Genomic DNA, 19,254 nt, shown 5'->3' on the forward strand with positions numbered 1-19,254 from the left:
CGAAGTCGCGATTCCAGATTGACCACGCGGCTTGACCGATGCCAGAGAACCAGCCGGCCAGAACGCCTCGCCGCTGGGCGAGATCAAATCGGAAAGGTGGGCGACATCGTCTCGGAATCCACGGGCGACTTCATATCGGTACGCCTGGGCGACTTCGTCGGAATCCGCACGACAGACTAATGCATGTATTGGAATTGCAGTGGATTGAGCCCGTCACAGCCATGCGACGCCTCGCACATCGGAGGCACCTCACGGTCCTGGATAGCGCATCGAGACACGCGGTGCTCGGGCAGTACTCGTATGTGACGTGCGATCCCTTCATCACTTACGTAATCGCGGACGGGAGAGGTATTTGCAACGGAGAGTCCATTGTGGGCGATCCGTGGGCGGCACTTCGCGCTCTGCTAGCCAACTATCCGCAAATGCATCGCGCCGATCTCCCGGCATTCCGGGGCGGCGCCGCCGGCTTTTTTGGACACGAGCTGAACAGGACGCTGGAGCGATTGCCGCTGCCGACCATCGGGGGGCATCGCTTGCCTCAGGCACTCCTACATCTTTACGACGTCGTGATAAGCTTCGATCATCGCCATGATAGATGCTGGACCCTTTCTACCGGGTGGCCGGAGCAGGATCCAGTTCGCCGGCGTGAGAGAGCTCGCCAAAGAGCCGAAGGATTTGTTGGGCTGCTTACAGTCTCAGCCCCTCCTCCTGATTTTAAACCTGGCGAGGCGGCTCATGGCATTCAAACTTCAGTCGCCAGGGATACATCGCGGCGGTACAGCGCGTGATTGATCTCATTCTGTCGGGTGACGCCTTCCAGGTCAACATTGCGCAGCGTTTCAGCGCTCGCCTGGCGAACTCGTTCGATGGATAGCCTTCTATTGTCAGCTGCGGAAAATGAATCCGGCTCCCTTTGCCGCCCTTCTTCGGTATGGCAAGCTCACCATTGCATCGAGCTCGCCCGAGCGTTTCCTAAAGTTTGACGGCGATAGGTCGAAACGCGACCTATCAAGGGGACGGTGGCGCGTTCTGCTGATTGCGAGGAAGACCGGCGTCGCGCTGAGACGCTGGTACATTCGGAGAAAGACCGCGCCGAGAACACCATGATCATCGACCTCCTGCGCAATGATCTCTCGCGCGTTTGCACGCCCGAATCAGTCCACGTCCCGTCCTTATGCAATCTCGAGTCCTATGCCTCACTGCACCATCTCGTGTCCGTCGTTACGGGTGAGCTAGCACACGGAGAGGATGCCGTAGGCCTACTTAGGGCCTGCTTTCCCGGCGGCTCAGTTACCGGAGCTCCCAAGGTACGCTCGATGGAAATTATCTTGGATATCGAGCGTGTGGCGCGAGAGGTGTATTGCGGGGCCATAGGCTACATAGGATTCAATGGACATATGGATGTAAATATTGCCATTCGCACCGTAACGATCGGCGACGGCCAGGCCGTCTTCCATGCAGGCCGGGATAACAGCAATGTCCGATCCGGCCGCCGAATATGAGGAGAGCCTTGCAAAGGCAGAGCGCATTTTTCACGCATTCATTGCTGAAGACGCCGGTGCATCTTGATTGTCATTATCGACAACTACGACTCTTTCGTCTTCAACATTGCGCGATATTTTCGCAAGCTTGGTGCAGCAACACGTGTCGTCCGGAACGACGCGATGGACGTGAGCGAACTTGCTGACCTCAGGCCCCGCGCGGTTGTCATCTCCCCCGGTCCGTGCACTCCAATTGAGGCTGGAATATCGACAGCCCTCGTTCGTGAACTTTCGGGTCAGGTGCCAATTCTCGGGATTTGTCTCGGACACCAGTGCATTGGGACGGTGTTCGGCGCACGCGTAACGCGCGCCCGTCGTCCTATGCACGGTCGGTCCTCGTATGTCACACATGAAGGCGGCGGGCATTTCAAAGAACTACCGTCTCCACTTCGTGTGGGGCGCTACCATTCGCTTATCGTCGAATTGGATCCTTCATCTGCCCGTCACCTGACGGTGACAGCACGCTCGGATGATGGAACTCATGGCCCTCGCCCATTGCGATCAACCAACATATGGCGTGCAGTTCCATCCAGAGTCGATACTCACCCCACAAGGGGACGTACTGTTCGCAAACTTCCTACGCGCTTGAACCTTAGAAGGGCCAAGCGAGCGCGAGCTTACTCACAGGCAAAATGGCTGTTCTGTTCGCTTCCGCACATCGGCGATACAATTCCGGTCAAGAACCGCACAGGAGCTGCGGCTCACCCTGGTTTTGCGCGGTGTGAACAAGTCGCCGCGGTAATCTCTCTTGCCTCCGTTGACCTGGCGATCTCGGGCATTCTTGATTCATCGAAAGCTCGCAATCCAAATGCCGCAGCGGCGCCGTCCTTACGATCTCCTTCGGCTCCCCAGTGGGGTATGCCCAGCGCGCCGTCAGGGATCGCAATTTCTGTGCAAACCTCTCTCGTCCGCTGCACCAGTTTCTCGGCCTCAGCTTGCTCCAAAGCATCCTCGCTTGATTGCCGCCGCAGCCTGCCGAGAATTTTATAGCTGTCGTGATTGGCAAGCTTGGCTTGATAGCTGCCTGGCGTGTGGAACTCCACTTCGAAGCGATAAGAGTCCGCCGTGGTGAGCACTGTCTTGATGCCGACGAAAGTCGGACTGCGCATTCTGAACCAGTTGGTTGTCTGGCGTTCGGTGTAGTCCCGCTCCTCGAAGGCCAGCATGGCTTTCTTGAAGGCACGTGTAAAATCCTTGTCAGGAATTTCTAAGACGTGGCGTACCGCGTTGCTGAAGAGCTGTGGGGCGCTGCTGGGTGGGATGCTCATGCCGGTGAGCTGATCTGTCATGGAGGCATGCGATTTCAAGCGGCGCTCCAGATGGGGCATCTTCACCTCGATGCCGGCTTGCGCAAGGATTCCGGCAACCTCGCGTGCCGCTGCGGTGATTTTCCTCTCTTCGGCTATAGCTCGGCCAGCCTCATTTTGAGCGCGTTCTGAGGCCTGCTCGCGGGTCAGCGTGATCATGTCAGCATCGTCAGCGGCTGGCCGGAGGCCGGACGGTTTGCGCAAAATGCCCTGCTCCGCAGCGAGTTTGATCGAGGTCTCCATGATTGAAGCCGCCAGAGTGGGGTTGTCCCTCAGATCCTCCAAGGTCGCATCGACATCAAACCTTCCGCGGGCGAGGGTCGCCGCCACGCCCTTGACGTAGGGCACGGACTTCAAGCCCGGCGTCTCGTAGAGGAGCCGCTGAAGATGACTGCTCTTCTGGAAAAAGAGGTTGGCGCCAGTATCGGATTTATAGGCGTCGGTGCCGACCTTGATGCCGAGGCTCAGCAAGTTGTTTGCGCTTTTTACGAGGTCGTCCGCATTGTAACCATCCGGGCGGGGATCGATGCGAGCAGGATAGTGGTCGAGTAAAAGCTGGATGCGGTCTCGTGGCTGAGGCGTTGCCGGATAGGTCTCCGCCAGATCCGGGAAAAGGTTGCAGAGCCTTGCGCTGAGGCTCGGGTTTGCGGCGTTCGAGCTTTCGATTATTTCGGGCAGGGGTTGCTCATTCGGCTTCACTGCCCATGCCGCTAGGTTGTCGACGAGCAACTCGGCCATTTCGCGAGCAACCAGATGTTTGGCGACCTCAATCTCGCTCCTCGCTCTCGCAAACGTGTTCTGGATATCTTGGCTACTCACCTCTTCCTGGCCCAACAGCTGACGGATCTCTCGCCTGAGCTCGTGGTGAACGCCCTCATAGGTGCCAAAGACAGCACGCTCGGCAAACCAGCGTTGTGCTTCATGGGATTGAGCCAGAAAGTTTCGCTGCAGGCAGCTATAGGTTCCCAGGACATCCTGCGTGGCGGCGAGGATCTGGCGGGCGCGACCGAACTGGTAATTGTCGCCCTCAAGCGCCGGGGTATGCGACTTTGGCGGCTTCAGCGACGGAAGTCCGAGAGCTTGCTCCTTGCGATCGAACTGGCGCACATGCTCATAAAGCTGCGGCCGGTCGCCGACGATGACGACGGTGTCCCCGTCGAAGTCTCCGTCAAGTTTTTTCTGTTCACCGATCGGGACGGCAACCAACGAGCCCGGAGCGAACACCTCGGTAGCCTGCAGGATGCCGACGCACTCGAGCGGCGTGTCCACCTTGGCGCGGTCCTTGCTCGAGGTCCAGCTCGAATGGCATTTGACGTCCTCGGCAGACAACACCAGCCCACGGTCGGCGTAGCCGGCCGGCCACATCTTATCCGGCACAACCATCAGAATGCCTTTGGCAAAAAAAGTCGGATCGTCGCCCGCCAGTTCCTTCCCCGACTTCTGCGCGACATTGAAGCTGTATTGGATGGCTGTGCAGTTTTCGAGGAACACAGCGGTCGGGTCCCCCTCAACGGCCGACTTGACTCGCTCGGCGGCAAACGGGCGCAGATTGGGCTTGTCGTAGGGCGAGCGCCCGATCAGCACGCCGCTCGCCCCCATCAACGTCTCGCTCTTGAGCGTCGGCACATGGAGACAGTCATCGCTGGACGGTACGGCAACCGCGCCGGGACCGTCGATGTGTCCGGCCGTCACGGTGCGAAACAACTCTTCAGACGTCAACTCTCGCCCTTGTCTGCTCTCGAGCCAGGTTTTGGCCTTCTCCCGCGCCTCATCGGTCACCGGCTCGCTTCGGGGATAGTGTTGCAGCGCCGATGCGGGAACGGACATTCTTCTTCCCTCAGCAAAGGCAGGCACCCGATCAGGACCTTCCTGTCGGCGGGCGCGATTTACAGCTGGCATACGGTTGGCCAGCGAGGCCTTGATAAAACCGCAACCATCATGCGGCCGCAAGGCGATCGGGCCTTCTGGCCCAGTCAGCTTGAAGGGATGCTCCTCGCTGGCAGGACGGTCCGGCAGCAGCGACAGTTTGAAGGCGCCCTCCAGCGCGTAGTCCCGAGGACCTAGGTCCTTGATTGCCGGCGGCGCGGCAAAACCCCTGCGCTGAGTGTAATAGTATGCCTCTTTGAAAGGGGCCCAGGCACGTGACAGCTGCTCGAACGCTGTGCCCGGCGCCGTTTCGGCATACGGAATCGCCAGCAGCTTTCCCCCGGAGGACTCTGCCCTCGCCACACCTGGAAGGCGGCCGGCGATCTGCGACACGGGCTTTTTGGGCGGCTTTAACTTGCTTCCGCCGAACAGGTCCATGCGGTATGGCACACCCTGGACGGTGATCGTACGCGCCAGCATGAACGCGCTCGGCTTTCCTGGCAGCTGGACCGCGACGACGGGCAAAACCCCCGAGGTCAGGCGATGAAAAATCGAATAGCGTGTCTCGGGCTCCGTGGCCACTGGCCGGCCCTGCATGTCCACCACTGACAACTGCATAAGTCCCGCGTCACCCTGCGGAGGTCTGGGCTCGTGGGCCATGGTTCGCAACACCTGATGGACGTCGAACACGGACGCTGGATGTTGGGCCTGGACCGTCGCCGCATTCTGCGCCAAGAACGTGTCCAGCGCATCGACCGGACTCTCCGCCGCGATCTCCGCCATCAGGTTCCAGCTCATGTTGGAAAGATCGCCTTCGACGAGGCCGCCCGTTTTGTCCAAAATCTCCTTAGTCTTGCGCTGCAGCTCTTCCTGCCTCACCCGCAAATCGGACTTCTTGCCTTCGACATAGGGCCGGCGGAACAATGCCGCGAAAACCGCACGGGCCTTGAGCGTTTGATAGATCGACAAGGCGGGGCAACGGCTCGAGTACGGCCCTCGGGCTCGCTCGGCATCGCTTGCTTTGAGATGCCCCTCGATCTTGTGCTCGACGATCGGTTGAATGTCGTTCAGCAAGTTTAAAGCCCGCCTCCGGTGCCAGCGCAGGTGCGGGCTGCGCGCCAGCGGCAGGAGAGCGACGCAGAGAGTACCCATGGTTTCGAGGTCGTTCTCAGCGGCAAAGCCAGGGGCACGATGCAGTTCCGTCAGCCGGTCTAACCCCGTGGGTGCGAGCAAACCGAGATCGTCAAACAATTGAGCCTTAGCCAGCGCTTTGAAAATCATGGCGATGTTCAGAACCTGGGTCTGCTCCAGGCGATCACTGGCATAGTGAAGGTAGTGGGCCATACCGTGCAGCCGATTCTTCAGCAGAGCGGTCTCTATGATCTCTCCAGTGCCCTCTCCCCTCGTGACACCTCGCCCGAGAGCATTGGCTATCATGCTGAGCTGAGTTGTGGTGAACGCTCCGAATCGGAGGTCTCCCGAGCCGAGTTTGCCCGCTATGTCGATTATCGCCCCATGGCACACCGCCTCTTCCGGCCACTTGCTAAAGCCGTTCACCAGGATCGCCAGTTCCCGCGGAGTAAAATCAGAGAGCCGGTTGTCACGGCGAGAGACCTCGTTGGCAATCGCGACTGTGGCTTGGCGAGCGTCCTGCTCTTGCAGCCACTTGCTGAAACCGTTCACCAGGTTCGCTAGACCCTGCGGAGTGAAATCAGACAGCCGGTCGGCGCGAAGGACCTCATGGGCGATTACAACGGTGGCCTGACGTGAGTTCTCCTCTTGTGGGTACTTGCTAAAGCCGTTCACCAGATTCGCCAGGTGCTGAGAGGTAAAATCGGAGAGCCGGTCGGCGCGGCGAAGCACCTCACCGGCGATCACAGCGGTGGCGTGACGTGAGTTCTCCTCTTGTGGCCACTTGCTGAAACCGTTCACCAGGTTCGCCAGACCCTGCGGATCAAACTCAGAAAGCCGGTCGGCGCGGCGACAGACCTCACCGGCGATCGCCAGCGTGGCTTCGCCACAGCCCGTCTCGTCAGGCCACTTGCTGAAACCGTTCACCAGGTTCGCCAAACCCTGCGGATCAAACCCAGATAGCCGGTCGGCGCGGCGACAGACCTCACCGGCGATCGCCAGCGTGGCGTCGCCACAGCCCGTCACATCAGGCCACTTGCTGAAACCGTTCACCAGGTTCGCCAGACCCTGCGGATCAAACCCAGACAGCCGGTCGGCGCGGCGACGGACCTCGTCGGCTATTTCAATTATAGCGCTGCAGCAGTCTGTCCTTTCCGGCCACCTGCTGAAGCCGTTCACCAAGCTCGACAAGTGCCGGGGAGTAAAACTGGAGAGCCGGTCCGCTCGGCCAGCGCGGCGACGAACCTCGTCGGCGATTGCAAGTATAGCGTCGTTGCACTTCGCCCCCTCGGGCCACCTGCTGAAGCCGTTCACGAGGTTCGACAAGTGCTGGGGAGTAAAATTGGAGAGCCGGTCGCCGCGGTGATGGACGACCTCGTCGGCGATTTGAACTATAGCGTCTCGGCAGTCCTGCGGCCACTTGCTGAAGCCGTTTACCAAGTTCGACAACGCCTGTGGATCAAAATCAGAGAGCCCGACATCGCGGCGGCCCGCGCGGTAACGGACCTCGGCGGCGATTTGAACTATAGCATCTCGACAGTCCTGCGGCCACTTGCTGAAGCCGTTCACCAGGTTGGCCAACGCCTGTGGATCAAAATCAGCGAGCCAGACATCGCGGCGACCCGCGCGGCGACGGACCTCGACGGCGATTGCCCTCATTGCACCGCGACACTCCGCCTCTTCCGGCCACTTGCTCAAACCGTTCACCACGGTAGCCAAGTTCTGCGGACCAAAGTCAGAGAGCCAGACATCGCGGCGGCCCGCGCGGTGACGGACCTCGCTGGCAATTGCCCTTATAGCACCGTGACACTCCGCGTCTTCCGGCCACTTGCTCAAACCGTTCACCACGATAGCCAGGCTCTGCGGACCAAAATCAGAGAGCCCGGGAGCGCGGCGGCGAATCTCAGCGGCAACTGCTATTGTGGCCTCACGAGAGTTCTCCTGTTCCGGGCACTTGCTGAAGCCGTTGACCAGCAGGGCGAGACTTTGAGCGTTGAGCTCCGAAAGTGCTCCGCGTTGCTCACGAAAAAATCTGGCGATTCGGATCATTCCATTGCGACATTCCGCCACCCCGGGATATCGACTGAACGACAATACGAATAGGGAAAGCGTTTTGCTTTCGACGTCGTATAGTGCATTGCCGAGGCTCGACACCTGAGCTGCCATGGCCCTGCAAGCTTCCACGCCTGCCTGACCTCCAGCCTCCCGGCTCATCGTGTTGCATGAGGTGGCGTACCCCCATGTATTCCGGGCGCGGATATCTTGTTCCCATCTTGGGACAAATTCGCGTTTGAACTCGGAAGCGGCCTTTTGCAGGAATGTTGCGTGGTCCGCTCGACCCTGCAGCTTCCTGTCATACTCCACCACAGCGCATGAGAATTTAGTGATGTCGCCAGCGAAGGAAATGTCATGTAAAGCGTTATTAAGTAGTTCCGAGTATCCACGCTTGAAGCTCTGTTCGGCTACATGGACGAAACGCCGCCTTCCCGGTCCTGCACCCGGGTCGGTCTCCGTTTGCCTGTGGGGTGGCACCGTGTCTGGTTGCCAGCTTCTGGATCCTTTATTGCCGAGCCAGGGTTTGCCATCAGAACCTAAAGAAGTTTCTTCTCGACCTGGCGCTCCACCCTCCGGCAATGGGGGAAAACCGCACCGTCGCGCAGTGGCTTCACGTGGCGCAGCACCCAGGATCCGATGTGCGCCAACGGAGGATCCGGAAGATCTGTCGCCAAGGGCATCATCGGCACCGCGCGCAATGCGAGCGAAGGACGTCCTTCTATCTTGAGGCCCAGAGTGCATCCGCTCGACGGAATCGAACGATTGGCTGCCTTCCCCAGGGGCAAGACTTGATTCCGCGTTCGCCGCCTTCGCCAGTCCCTGCGCCTCGGACAACTTCATCTTGAGCCGGACTGTTTTCTCGTGCACTTCGTGCACATGCGCAGGCGTGAGCAGGCCGCGTCGACCAGGCTCTTCCAGCGGGTCCAGACAGGCCTGCATCTCGGCGGGCTGCGTCTGCAGGCGCTCGACCACGATGCCCACTACGTGATCGGCGTCCTCGGGCTTCATCTGGCGCGCTTGCGAGACGGTCCTTTGCTGACCAGCCAGATCGAACTGCAATAGTTCGTCCGACCGCTTGACCAGTGGCGCCAACGCCTCCGTCGATGCCGGGGCCTGCCAGACCGCCGAGTGTGCCGCCGCCGACGACGCACTCGCATGCGCCTCCTTGGCGCTCACAAGCTTCTTCGTACCTAGATCCGAGCGCACGAGAACCTTGTCCGCTGGCGCGGTGTCGCTGTCGCCCGCGGCGACTTGCGGCTCGGGCCGCCCGGCCGAACTCGCGGCATCAGCAGCCGGCTTGCGGTTGCCTTTCCCCTCCCTGCGCGCAGCGGTGCCTTTGGCCGCCGCTGCCTTGCCGGCAGTGTCGGCCGGTACCGTAGCGCCAGCGTCGGCCGGGGATGCAATGATGGCTGACGTTTTCAGCTGCAGTGCCAGGAAGTGCATGACCTCGTGCGCAGTGATCCGTGCGTCGTCTACGATCTGGCCCAACAGTTCGAATGGGAGGCTGGCACCTGTTCGGTTATCGCTTAGCTTGGCAAGGATGTCGTCGTGCAACGCCAACGCAAATTCCGAAAGCCGTTCCATGACTCCTTCCAGAACGGTGCAGTGCTCTGCGTCGAGTGCCGCTCCGTCGTTGTGCAGAACGGCTTCCTCCGTCGAGAGGAATGCCGGATAAACATCCTGGACAAAGGTCCCGAGCAGATGCACCCCCCCGTTCTCACCCATGAGGGCGTCCCTCACGGCCGGTTCAAACGTGCTCGCCTGAGACTCAATCATAAGCTGCGTGAGCGCAATCCGCGATTGCAGACGCATGTACCGCGCATGAAGTACCAAGCCGGTATTCAGGCGTAGTGCGGCCTCTTCGGGCTTCCGCATCTCGGGCGTCGTGCTTGGCAAGTTGGCGGTGGCCTCGCAGACGGACACCATCCGTTCCGAGCGCAACAGCTTCTTTCCCCACCACTCCACGCAAGCCGCGTGCTCCTTCGCCACACTGGAAGCCACTCGGCTCAGCTGGTCGGGGGTAGCGTTGGATTCGAAAATCCGCTGCAACAGGTCTGCCGAATTCTTTCTGCGGTCTTGCAAGGCGGCGATAGTCGATGAGGCCAGTGCGTTGCATTGGTGGGCCGCATCGAGCACGGCATAGCGGTATCGACGGACCTCAGCGTCCGACAGAATGCTCCGCGCCACGGCCGGGCGCAGCCTCGCGTAGTACTCCAGAACTGCCGAACCTGCTTTGATGAACCGATCGCTCAGCTCTTGCGCCTCCTCCGAGTTCTGGGCGTGCATGGCCGCATTACGGCAAGCGTCAAGTTCCTCAACCAGGCGATCCATGTGCCGCCTTGTTGCGTTGATTTCTTCCTCTGACGAGGAAATGGAGACTGCCACACCCGAAGTTGGCGGCTGGCTGGTGACCGGCGTCGTGTCTCCACCCTCCGACACTGAGGGAAAGCCGCGCCGCCGTGCAGTGGCTGCACGTGGCGCAGCGGCTGCCCGTGCCGCAGCGCCTAGGATTCGATCTGGGCCAACGGAGGGACCGGAAGACCTGTCGCCAAGGGCATCGTCGGCACCGCGCGCCATGCTAGCGGAGGGCGTCCCTCTATCTTGGGGCCCAGAGCGCATCCGCTCCACGACGGAATCGAACGATTGACTGCCTTCCCCAGGGGCTAGGCTTGAGTGCGAGCGTGAACTGCTCGATCCGGCTCCAGCATCCCCAATGCGCGATCTGCCAGATCGGCCAATGCCCGTCATATTCCATCTCTGATAAAAGGGGAGAATCGCTGCTTATGATGTTGCGGGCTGATGTCGCTCAACCATGGTGCATCAAGGCTTTGGCCCATAAGTGCAATCGCCCAGATGGCGCATGGCATGAGGTCTGAGGAACCTGCGGCATGTTTTCGTCAACCGTCATGGTCAGCCCGGACCCGAGACGGCGCGGCCTACTCCTGGCCAAAGTACACGCCAGCAGCCCAAGATCGGCCGAGACTGGCACGCGATCGCATCACGCCGCACTCGCTATCCTCAGTTTTTCAGAGACAGAGTGGAGGTTTGATTGCGCGCTGCCATTCACCGGGACCGTTCTTCGTCCACCCACGCGAAGATGAATTGTCGGTAGAACCACTCCGGCCAAATGCATCCGGGCAAACATGTTCGCGAATCTTTGGCTTCCTACATCCGTTTGCCCGGTGGCTCCCGACTGATTCGCTTCGTCAGCTTCGCCGCTGTAGAGGACATCGAACGAGGCACCAATTCGACCATACATGATGATTCGCAGCTCCTGCGTTTGCATTGGGTTCAGGCTGATGAGGCGCGGCAGGCCTAGATACACCGCCTGGCTGACGATTGGCTGACGAAGGCGTTCTCCCGGACCGATAAAGAAAATCCGAGACCTGGCTCAAGCGTTAATGAATCGGGCTGCGGCCTACACCGGCCGGCGAAGGCCGCAGGTCAGGCCGCCTGGGCCTGCGATCAGGCGCTGTCACCTTATCTAAGGAGCGGGAGCTGGCTTGGACGAAGAGATTACGGAAGGTTGAGAATATCGAGACGAAGCGCTGCAGGCTTCCCCGGCGAACGGAAGCCCTGCATCGTCCGCTCCCGCTTTCGCAGCGGCACATGGCAATTCTCGGCCCTATTGTTGAAGCCCCTGTGCGCGGTGCTCGGCATCCGGCATGACCTGCCGTTTCGTCGCTCAATAGGACCGCAGTGTGATTTTTCATGGAATAAGGACCCTGCTTGAGGGGTCGTTTTCATCCAAACGGGCCCCCCTTAACGCAAGGGCGTGACACTGCTTCCGGTTTCATCGGAGGCATTTGTTTTGGATGTTGGTTGTGAAGCCGATTGCAAAGATGCGCCGGCTTTCGCTGGTTCAAATCGATCAAGCAGATCTGCCGGGAATTGAAGGTCTCTCGGGAGGTGGTCCGCAAGGTCCCTGCGTTCGGGGCAAACGGAGTTCCGCTACGTGCGCAAGCATCAGCCGTTGCCTCGGCTGGGTGCATGGCGCGATGAGCTTGAGCGGCTTTTGGCGACCAATGCGACGAAGCCGTCGCCGGAACGGCTGACGCTGATCCGGATTTCTATCTTGTCGAGCCGGTGGCCTGCACGCCGGCGTCGGGCTGGGAGAAGGGCCAGGTCGAGAACCAGGTCGGGCTGTGCGCGAGCGCTTCTTCACGCCGAGGCTCCGCTTCAAAAACCTGGAGGAACTCAACGCCTCGCTGCTCGACCATGCATCGCTGTGCGGGAAGGCCTCGCGAAGCCTGAACTTGTCCAGCGCGCGCAGCGACGACAGCCGGAGGATCGATTGATGACACTCGTTCGCCGGCATTGCCATTTCCGATCCGGACCTCAGTCTGCGGGCGATCGCGGCACAGCTCGAGACAATGCGGGAGCGGACGCCGGGCGGCGGCTGGCAATGGGCGGCCTCGTCGGTCGAGCATCTGCTCGATCACGCGGGGCGTCTCGGTTTAACGGTGCACGAACCCGCTGACGGCTGAAAGCGGGCATCCGCCGCCGTTCTCCTGCCCTCCCGTTTCGTCCTGGTGTGACAAATAAGGAGAAATTCTACTCTCCCTCTGGCGTAACGTCGGAGCCTGCCCACAAGCGCGGAAGACCGGCGTTGTGATTCCTGATGTTCAAAGCCTTCCTTGCAGCGCGGGGAAGTTCTCTATCGCGTGCTTGACGGCGGCATCGCCTTGGAGACTGCTGACGTCGATCCGTCCCTCTTCCTAGAGAGCATCAAGGAACGACATCTCGCCGCGATCATGTTCGAACAAGGGCGCCAGTCGTTCTTGCCATTCGGCCAGCACGAGCTCGCGCCAGGCTTCCGGGCGGCCGTCCTTGTCGAACATGTCGCTCTTCACGACGGTTAGCAATTTTCCGCGGAGTTCGTTGGCGTCGTAGCTATATCCGTCCAGCGAGGCCGTCCGCCAGTTCAGGTCCCGTGTGGCCGCCCCGATCGCGAGCGTAGCGAGCTTGACCTGTTTCCAATCCAGCCCGCGGACGTGCAGCAGGCGCCATGCGTCGTAGAGATCGCGCAATGCGCAGCGCGCGGCCATCGCGACGCTTTGTCCGGCTGCGATCTCGCGCAGATCCACGACTGGGATTTTCTTCGCGGTGTAGCCGCCCAGAGGAACGGAATTCATTAGCGACGTCCCGAAGAACGGCGTGCGGTACATGTAGTTGACGTCGACCTCGATCGTGCCGGGCCGCCGATGGGCCGTCCCAGCCGTTGCCCAGCGGTGTGCACGGAAATCGGCGTTGCTCAGTCGCGAAAGAAGTCACTGACAGGCACGCCGCAGCGAGATCGACGGCCGGCCGCTAAGCGCATCCGCGACCTGGCCAGACGACCTTTTGGGGTATCCCGCTTAGAGGCGGCGCGCCATTGAGAGGTGGTGCCGCAAACGGGGCAGAGCGGTCCACGCGAAGCTGACGAGACGCGTGCCGTCCCCGGTCGCTGCATAGGAGGAAAAGAGCGCGACCGCCTTCCGATGGCCGGAAATCATGAGGGTTCCCCCTGGTTCGACAGCTTTGAGCCGGAACGGCGCTCCGGTTACTCCGAAGCTGCGGAATTTGCACACGCTGGCACCGCGATCGCAAGTGTGCTTGCCACGATGGCGATGGCAAGAGTGGATTCCTGAAGCGTTTTCACGGGCATCCTCTCTCGGACTTGTGAATTCATTGACTTCGCCCACTCATGCGGCGAGGGGAGCGATCAGAAGCTCAACTGGGGCGATCACAAGGGATTGAGACAACGGAGCTACCTCACTTGGCCGAGGCTCCCAATGCTGGCGCCAATAAACGGAAGCCCCGGCTTGGCGCGCGCCGCTCCCTTCAGTCTCGGACGTCTGCGGAGTCCACTCCCTCAGGGGAGAGTAGGCCAAAATACAACCATAGTCGCAGTACAGAACAGAGAGCGGCGGCACAGAGCGCCGGCCGACTGCTGCGGCCCGACTGCGGCGGGGTTTCTCCTCCTTTACCCCGCCGCGCCCGAAATCAGATCTGCTGCAAACGGCATCCTCTTCTTTTCTCGCGCAATCAAGGAACAGAATTGACAGTTCAAATCGGCGTCAATGGCCACTCCATGTTCGCCTCCGGGGCGTACCGCCAGATCAATGACGAGGACGTCTTCAAGACGCTCGCCGCACATAAGCTCAAGCGATACCGCCTGACCATTCCTCTGGCGGCTGACACTGATCCATGGGCAGCGACGCGCTTCACCTCGATCGTGGGCCTTGCCGCCAACTATGGCGTCACTCTTGAACCTGTTCTGGCGCTTCCGCTAATGTGGGGCGACAAGACCGATGCCGGCAAGTATCCTGCCGGCGACGCTGCTGCGATCTACTCCCAGGGCTACAATCGGACCCTGGCGTTTGTTCGCCAGTTCGCATCTTCAGTCGGCGACTGGGAACTTGGTAACGAGATCAATCTGACCGTCCGTGATGCCAACGGCTCTCCGTTGTTCGGCAAGGGATGGACCTCTGCCGAGTTCGCTGCATATCCGTCGATGGTCGACTTCGCCAATCTCTTGCGGGGAATGTCGGACGCGATCGAGCAGGTACGCCGCGACACCGGCAGAAACCTTCGGCGCATCGTCGGCACCACATCGACGATGTTCGGCTACATCGACTTCATGAAGGCGAATGGCGTCAAGGTCGATGTGCTCGGCTATCACTATTACGAGCATGCCGGCGTGAACCCGACGAACTACTGGGGCGGAGTTCGTCCCAATTTCAACCTGTTCACAAAGCTGTCGAGCTACGGCGTTCCAGTCGCCATCAATGAGATGAATGGCGCCGAGATCTACGACTCAACGTTCGTCAACACCTCGACGTCGGCGTCGATGTCGGCCTGCAACTCAAACCTGGATGCGATGCTGGCGAGGTTCTCTCAGTATTCGTTCATCGAGTGGATTGATCTCTACGAGCTGATCGACGAGCCGGACAAGACTGGTCCCGATGGTCGGTTCGGGCTGATGTTCAATCTGTCGACCCCGAAGCCGCTCATGTCGACGGTTGACAAGTATACGGGTGGACCCCAATAGGCCGCACCAGCACCGACACCAGCTCCCGTATCGCCCTCCGGCGCCGACCTATCCGTGTCCTACCGATGCTCCTGCGTACGGGGCATCGGTCATTTCGTTTTCCTGTCGATCACCCTCATCGCTTCAGCAACCTCAATGACCGCAACCGCGCATCCGGCATCGGCCTGTTCAATGCCGGTCGCCAGCTTGGCTGGTCTCATGGGAGCAACCCTGCTCCACAGATCGATCGACGATACCCGACCTGTCGACTTGGAAGCTCGCGGTTCAGAGCGGAACGCTCATTGATCAACGCTCTTTGGCCTGTGAGCGACCAATCCGTCCTTCACGCGCTCCGCGAATGTCTCCCCAGACTTCGCTTGTTCAGCAAAGGCCACAATGCTTGCTTCCGTTTCGGCGATCTGGGTCTTCATCTGTTCGGGACGCGCGGACCATCCGCCGCCATGCGCCTGATGCCGGTCGATTTCTTCGACTGTCTGAGCCTGCACCTCATCGGATAGAACGTCAGGGGGCGGCAATGCGCAGAGCTTCTCGAACTCATCGCTTTCGCTCTGGAGCACGATCGACGAGTAGTCGGAAAATACGATGAGGGAATCGACCATCTCGTCGGTCTCGTCTAGGATCAAAACTCACGCACCCGGCGAGCCTTTGGATCATATTCTGTGGCGGCCGCCGACGAGGATTCTGATTCGACATCCAGGCTATGATCCAATGAAGATGATACAGGCTTAGCTCGCTGTTCCGGTGTCGTTCGAGAAGGCCGTTCGATAAAGCTCCTCAATCTTCGCGACTTCGTCTGGCGTTAATTGGGAGAATTCGTTGTCACGGGCGCGCTTTGAGAGTCGCCCTTCATTCTGTTGCAAGAAAAAGAGATTGTTGAGGGTGCGCTCCGGCAAGTCCATCATATTTTCGACGCCCGCTCGGAATGTATCGAAGCTCCGCAAGAACCGGATGTCCTTCGGAAGATCCTGTTCGATGGTCCTCTGCACGCATTCGTACAGAAACTCCGCGTGCGGCGTTGCATCGAAAAATCGGTAAACGTCAGCCCTATCATTCAGGACCTTGACGTTGCCCTGTGGAGTAGGCTGCCATTGGACGCATGGAAGCAATCTACTCGAAGCTTTCTAATACGTCCTTGTATTCGGCGGTTTTGTCTTAGGACGGCGGCTGAAAACCGGAAAGTGGATGCCGGCGGATTGAATCCGTCGTGCCAGGTGAGGCCATTGCCGTCCTCGAATGGATGGATGTAGACGAACCCGAAGGCCAGCACGGCGGCAGCCACGGCGGGGTCAAGCTTAATTGACGAGGCCTGGTCGAACGCGATCAATCCGTGGACGAGGGAGGCGATATCTTCGTGATGGCGCGCTGATATGGTCCGGAATGGGTCTCTGCGTCTCGTGGTCATGCTCACCGATGAAACCGCCTTCCTGCCGAAAGCCGAGCTTCACGAAACGCTCATCCACCGATGACAATGCGGTGCAGGCGCAAGAACACCGTCTCATCGAGCGGCGTCCATCCTGCTTCGCCGATGACCTTATCCCACCGCTGGATAAGATCCTGCGGCGGCTCTCGCCTTCGATGACGCAGCTCGATTTTGACTCCTTGAGGAGAAGGTTTAATTGCGCGGGCCCGCCGCAACGCCCTGGCCAGGGGGCCTGGCTCGGAACGCCGGCGCGCCCGTCAGGAGGCGCAGCCGGCCCTCGGGACGCACGGCGGCCTCCAGAATGGCGCACATTTCCGCTTCCGCGCTGCGATTGTGCTACGCCGGCGGATTTTCCCCTCGTAGGCAGCACCATTCTCAAGCGCGATCGGGCTGCACGACCGGGTCCACGAAGGTGATGTGCAACGTGATCGGCCCTCTAGAACCGTCGAGCAACACGCGAAGCCTGCTGCGCGTAGCACCGAACCCGAGAACGACTCCTTGCTTGCCGCTCAGACGCGGTCCAGCCGCTTCGCAAACGACTACACGTTCACCTACGGTCCAGTCGTGGAGCGTACTTTCACTGGCACATGTCACTTTGAGTGTCCCAGGACTTTACCCGTCCCAACTCCAACCACGCCGAAAGAGACACGCAGTTAACGATCGCACATCGGTCCCTCCGTTTCCGACACGCCTCGAAATGCTGCAAGACTCGCATAATTGCGGCCCGAGGCCTAGTCGAATGTTAGAGCTCTGCCTGGCGGTTCAGGGCCGGACTGGATCCACCAGTTGGAGTACGAACCTCCCGAAGCTGGTCTACTTTGAATTGGAGGATCCTTTTTGCAGTGGCGTTTATCCATTGGTCTAGGAGGGGCCTAACGGGCGTGTGGCGCGGGAACTGGACCGGCTGATGATCGAGCGCGGCAAGCCCAGGATGGTGGTCAGCGATAACGGCAGCGAACTCACCAGCAACGCCATCCTGGTGTGGGCCGACCAAAGCCGTGTCGAATGGCACGACATCGCGCCGGGCAAACCCATGCAGAACGCCTTCGGCTGTGGGATGAGCTGTTGAACGAGACGTTGTTCACGTCACTGGCACAAGCCCGCGTCACGCTTGGAAGTTGGCGGGCCGATTACAACGACACAAGACCACACTCGCAGCTCGGATGGAGAACCCCGTCCGAGTTCGCGATGACCTGCCACCCGCGCCGGGATCTGGCGCTGCGCTATGCCGAAGGCTCCGCGCCAGCTCCCGTCGCTGCCACCACCCAACCGGGCAAATCCAACGGCACGGCCGAACTCAGGATTGGATAAAACCTGGGGGCAAGGTCAGGCGCTCTCAGGGCAATGAGCGTTCTGTCCACCGTCGCGACGATATCCGCGACCGTGCTGTGGTCGGCATCGCGGTGGTGCTGTTCACGACGCATGACCATTCGGAGGTTGCGCCACGTTCTCCGATGCCGCGATCGGACTGACAGTCTTACGCTGCTGAGCATGGACAGGAGGACTTCATCTTAATAAAACTGGGAGTCTAATACTTCTGCGGCGGGTCCACAATTGTGACGCTTCGCTCTGACGAGAATATTGTGTGATTTGAATCCACGGCTACGATGTCGCGGTATTTTGTTATCGACCAATATGGACCGTACGGGCTGCCTTCGCAATAATGGACGGGATCTTCCCTTCGCAGCCGCTCGAAACAAGTCCAAACGGTATCACCTTCAAAACGCTTGGGCTCGCTTACATCAAAACGGCTCAGCGGGATGTCAGCCTCCTCGCAAGCGTTCTCTGCCGATAAGGCTGTCATGATTGTCTCGCGGACATTGGCGTGAAATTTTGAAAGATCGGCTCATGCGCTATTTTGCACTCGCATGGAAGCTCGGTCGAAACACAGCGAGCTGGGCCCTACAGTAACAATGTGTGACGGATGTCATGGCTCGGCTTCGCGAGAGCTCTCTGAAATTATCTTACGGCCGAAGTTACTTGGGAACTTGGTTCGGCCCCCGTCGATAAAGAAAAGTGGAAAGGCGAGCGAAGCTCCCCTATCAAGATTGGGGAGGCGCGCGAACTCGCTTTGTGGTAGTCAACATCAGGACGCAAGCACTCGCCGCGATGGCACCCAGCGGCACGCCCGGTTGCCACTCGACTACTTATTACGCGAGCAGATGGCACCCTAATCACGGTAGGGACTAAGAAGAGAGCGCGGTGTGCCAAGGACACTCGTTTTCCTTCACTCGCGAGCGGGCTTTCTTAGAATGAATGAACAGGAGACCAAACCGGCGATCGTGCGCGAGCCGGACGAAGAGTAAACTAACCTGGGCGTCACAACTGGCACTAAAGTATCCTCCATGCGCTGGAATAGAAGAGAATTGGCACAGCTGGAAAAGCTCTGGGCCGCGGGACAGAGTGCCGCGCAGATCGCGCGTCATCTCGAGTGCAGTCGCAACGCAGTTTGCGGCAGGCTAGCTCGGTTGGGCCTCACTCGAGGTCACAAGCCACCAACAGCAAAACCCAAGATTAGACCCGCCCCGAAGCGAGGGCCGACGGCGATGGCGGCTGGTCGCGACTTCGTCGGAAAGAAGCTGTCGCAAAGGGCGCTAGATAGCCAGCCTCAGGAAATGAGCAAGCGGCAGCTTTACGCGATGCTAGCTGAGGCAGTCAGGAATACCGCGTAGAGCTATCAGGCGCGCCGCGATCTCCCGGGCCTATGCGCCGGATGGTCCATTCGGACGATTTGCTTGTTGGTTTGCGCGCTTTGTGGCTATGGGACAAACAGTGGCGTCGAGTAGACTGTTCGCGGCGGAGGCTCGATCGTAGGTCAATTCATTCAATCTCAAGAGGCTGGATGCTCTGAATTAGAAGAAGAATGCGTTCTGGTTCTTGAGCCTCGGTTTCGGCTATGCG

The 19,254-nt window shown here is 59.8% G+C and carries 7 protein-coding genes and 6 pseudogenes; 6 read left to right on the forward strand and 7 right to left on the reverse strand.

From position 1 onward, the window contains the following. Positions 1 to 179: 179 nt before the first annotated feature. Positions 180 to 1,569 (forward strand): annotated as a pseudogene (pabB, locus tag IVB54_RS31425) (aminodeoxychorismate synthase component I). Continuing rightward, positions 1,566 to 2,130: pseudogene (locus IVB54_RS31430) on the forward strand (aminodeoxychorismate/anthranilate synthase component II). The pseudogenes pabB and IVB54_RS31430 overlap by 4 nt, the downstream one beginning before the upstream one ends. Before the next feature lie 112 nt (positions 2,131 to 2,242). On the opposite strand, the gene xopAD reads toward IVB54_RS31430, so the two are convergent. Beyond that, the gene (gene xopAD / locus IVB54_RS31435) at positions 2,243 to 10,648 is read right to left on the reverse strand and encodes a XopAD/skwp family type III secretion system effector (protein ID WP_345946588.1); all 8,406 of its coding nucleotides are present in this window, start codon (positions 10,646 to 10,648) and stop codon (positions 2,243 to 2,245) included. A gap of 758 nt (positions 10,649 to 11,406) precedes the next feature. Further along, positions 11,407 to 11,600 (reverse strand): annotated as a pseudogene (locus tag IVB54_RS31440) (DDE-type integrase/transposase/recombinase); the annotation flags it as partial. Between the two features lie 115 nt (positions 11,601 to 11,715). Between IVB54_RS31440 and IVB54_RS31445 the strand changes: the two are divergent. After that, positions 11,716 to 12,117 (forward strand): annotated as a pseudogene (locus IVB54_RS31445) (IS21 family transposase); the annotation flags it as partial. A gap of 501 nt (positions 12,118 to 12,618) precedes the next feature. Here the strand turns inward: IVB54_RS31445 and IVB54_RS31455 are convergent. Further along, positions 12,619 to 13,035, reverse strand: a complete 417-nt coding sequence (locus tag IVB54_RS31455; protein WP_245288516.1) for a hypothetical protein — start codon at positions 13,033 to 13,035, stop codon at positions 12,619 to 12,621. 623 nt (positions 13,036 to 13,658) lie between these two features. Here IVB54_RS31455 and IVB54_RS31460 point away from each other — a divergent pair. Further along, positions 13,659 to 14,933, forward strand: coding sequence for a hypothetical protein (locus IVB54_RS31460; protein ID WP_247477805.1), 1,275 nt, complete (start codon positions 13,659 to 13,661; stop codon positions 14,931 to 14,933). Between the two features lie 278 nt (positions 14,934 to 15,211). Here the strand turns inward: IVB54_RS31460 and IVB54_RS31465 are convergent, their stop codons facing one another. The 4 genes and pseudogenes from IVB54_RS31465 to IVB54_RS31480 form a co-directional block, all read right to left on the reverse strand. Beyond that, entirely contained in the window at positions 15,212 to 15,532 is a 321-nt protein-coding gene (locus IVB54_RS31465) for a hypothetical protein (protein WP_157643128.1), read from the reverse strand. A 126-nt stretch (positions 15,533 to 15,658) separates the two neighbouring features. Further along, positions 15,659 to 15,919: a hypothetical protein gene (locus IVB54_RS31470; protein WP_247372323.1), complete on the reverse strand. Its 261-nt coding sequence runs from the start codon at positions 15,917 to 15,919 to the stop codon at positions 15,659 to 15,661. A gap of 65 nt (positions 15,920 to 15,984) precedes the next feature. Beyond that, positions 15,985 to 16,335 (reverse strand): Fic family protein, encoded by a 351-nt coding sequence (locus IVB54_RS31475; protein ID WP_245288556.1) that lies wholly within the window; start codon positions 16,333 to 16,335, stop codon positions 15,985 to 15,987. A 273-nt stretch (positions 16,336 to 16,608) separates the two neighbouring features. Then, positions 16,609 to 16,695, reverse strand: a pseudogene (locus IVB54_RS31480) (plasmid stabilization protein); the annotation flags it as partial. Positions 16,696 to 17,233: 538 nt separating this feature from the next. On the opposite strand from IVB54_RS31480, the pseudogene IVB54_RS31485 reads away from it, so the two are divergent. Continuing rightward, positions 17,234 to 17,664 (forward strand): annotated as a pseudogene (locus tag IVB54_RS31485) (integrase core domain-containing protein); the annotation flags it as partial. Between the two features lie 1,034 nt (positions 17,665 to 18,698). Next, positions 18,699 to 19,025, forward strand: coding sequence for a GcrA family cell cycle regulator (locus tag IVB54_RS31490; RefSeq protein WP_083926576.1), 327 nt, complete (start codon positions 18,699 to 18,701; stop codon positions 19,023 to 19,025). Positions 19,026 to 19,254 lie beyond the last annotated feature (229 nt).

Source organism: Bradyrhizobium sp. CW1 (assembly GCF_023100665.1).
GTDB classification, from domain to species: Bacteria; Pseudomonadota; Alphaproteobacteria; order Rhizobiales; family Xanthobacteraceae; genus Bradyrhizobium; species Bradyrhizobium canariense_D.

Bases quoted from the DNA above. Each gene is read 5' to 3' on its own strand.
- xopAD (WP_345946588.1), bottom strand. From the start codon at position 10,648: ATGACGGGCATTGGCCGATCTGGCAGATCGCGCATTGGGGATGCTGGA.
- IVB54_RS31455 (WP_245288516.1), bottom strand. From the start codon at position 13,035: ATGAATTCCGTTCCTCTGGGCGGCTACACCGCGAAGAAAATCCCAGTC.
- IVB54_RS31465 (WP_157643128.1), bottom strand. From the start codon at position 15,532: ATGGTCGATTCCCTCATCGTATTTTCCGACTACTCGTCGATCGTGCTC.
- IVB54_RS31475 (WP_245288556.1), bottom strand. From the start codon at position 16,335: ATGACCACGAGACGCAGAGACCCATTCCGGACCATATCAGCGCGCCAT.
- IVB54_RS31490 (WP_083926576.1), top strand. From the start codon at position 18,699: ATGCGCTGGAATAGAAGAGAATTGGCACAGCTGGAAAAGCTCTGGGCC.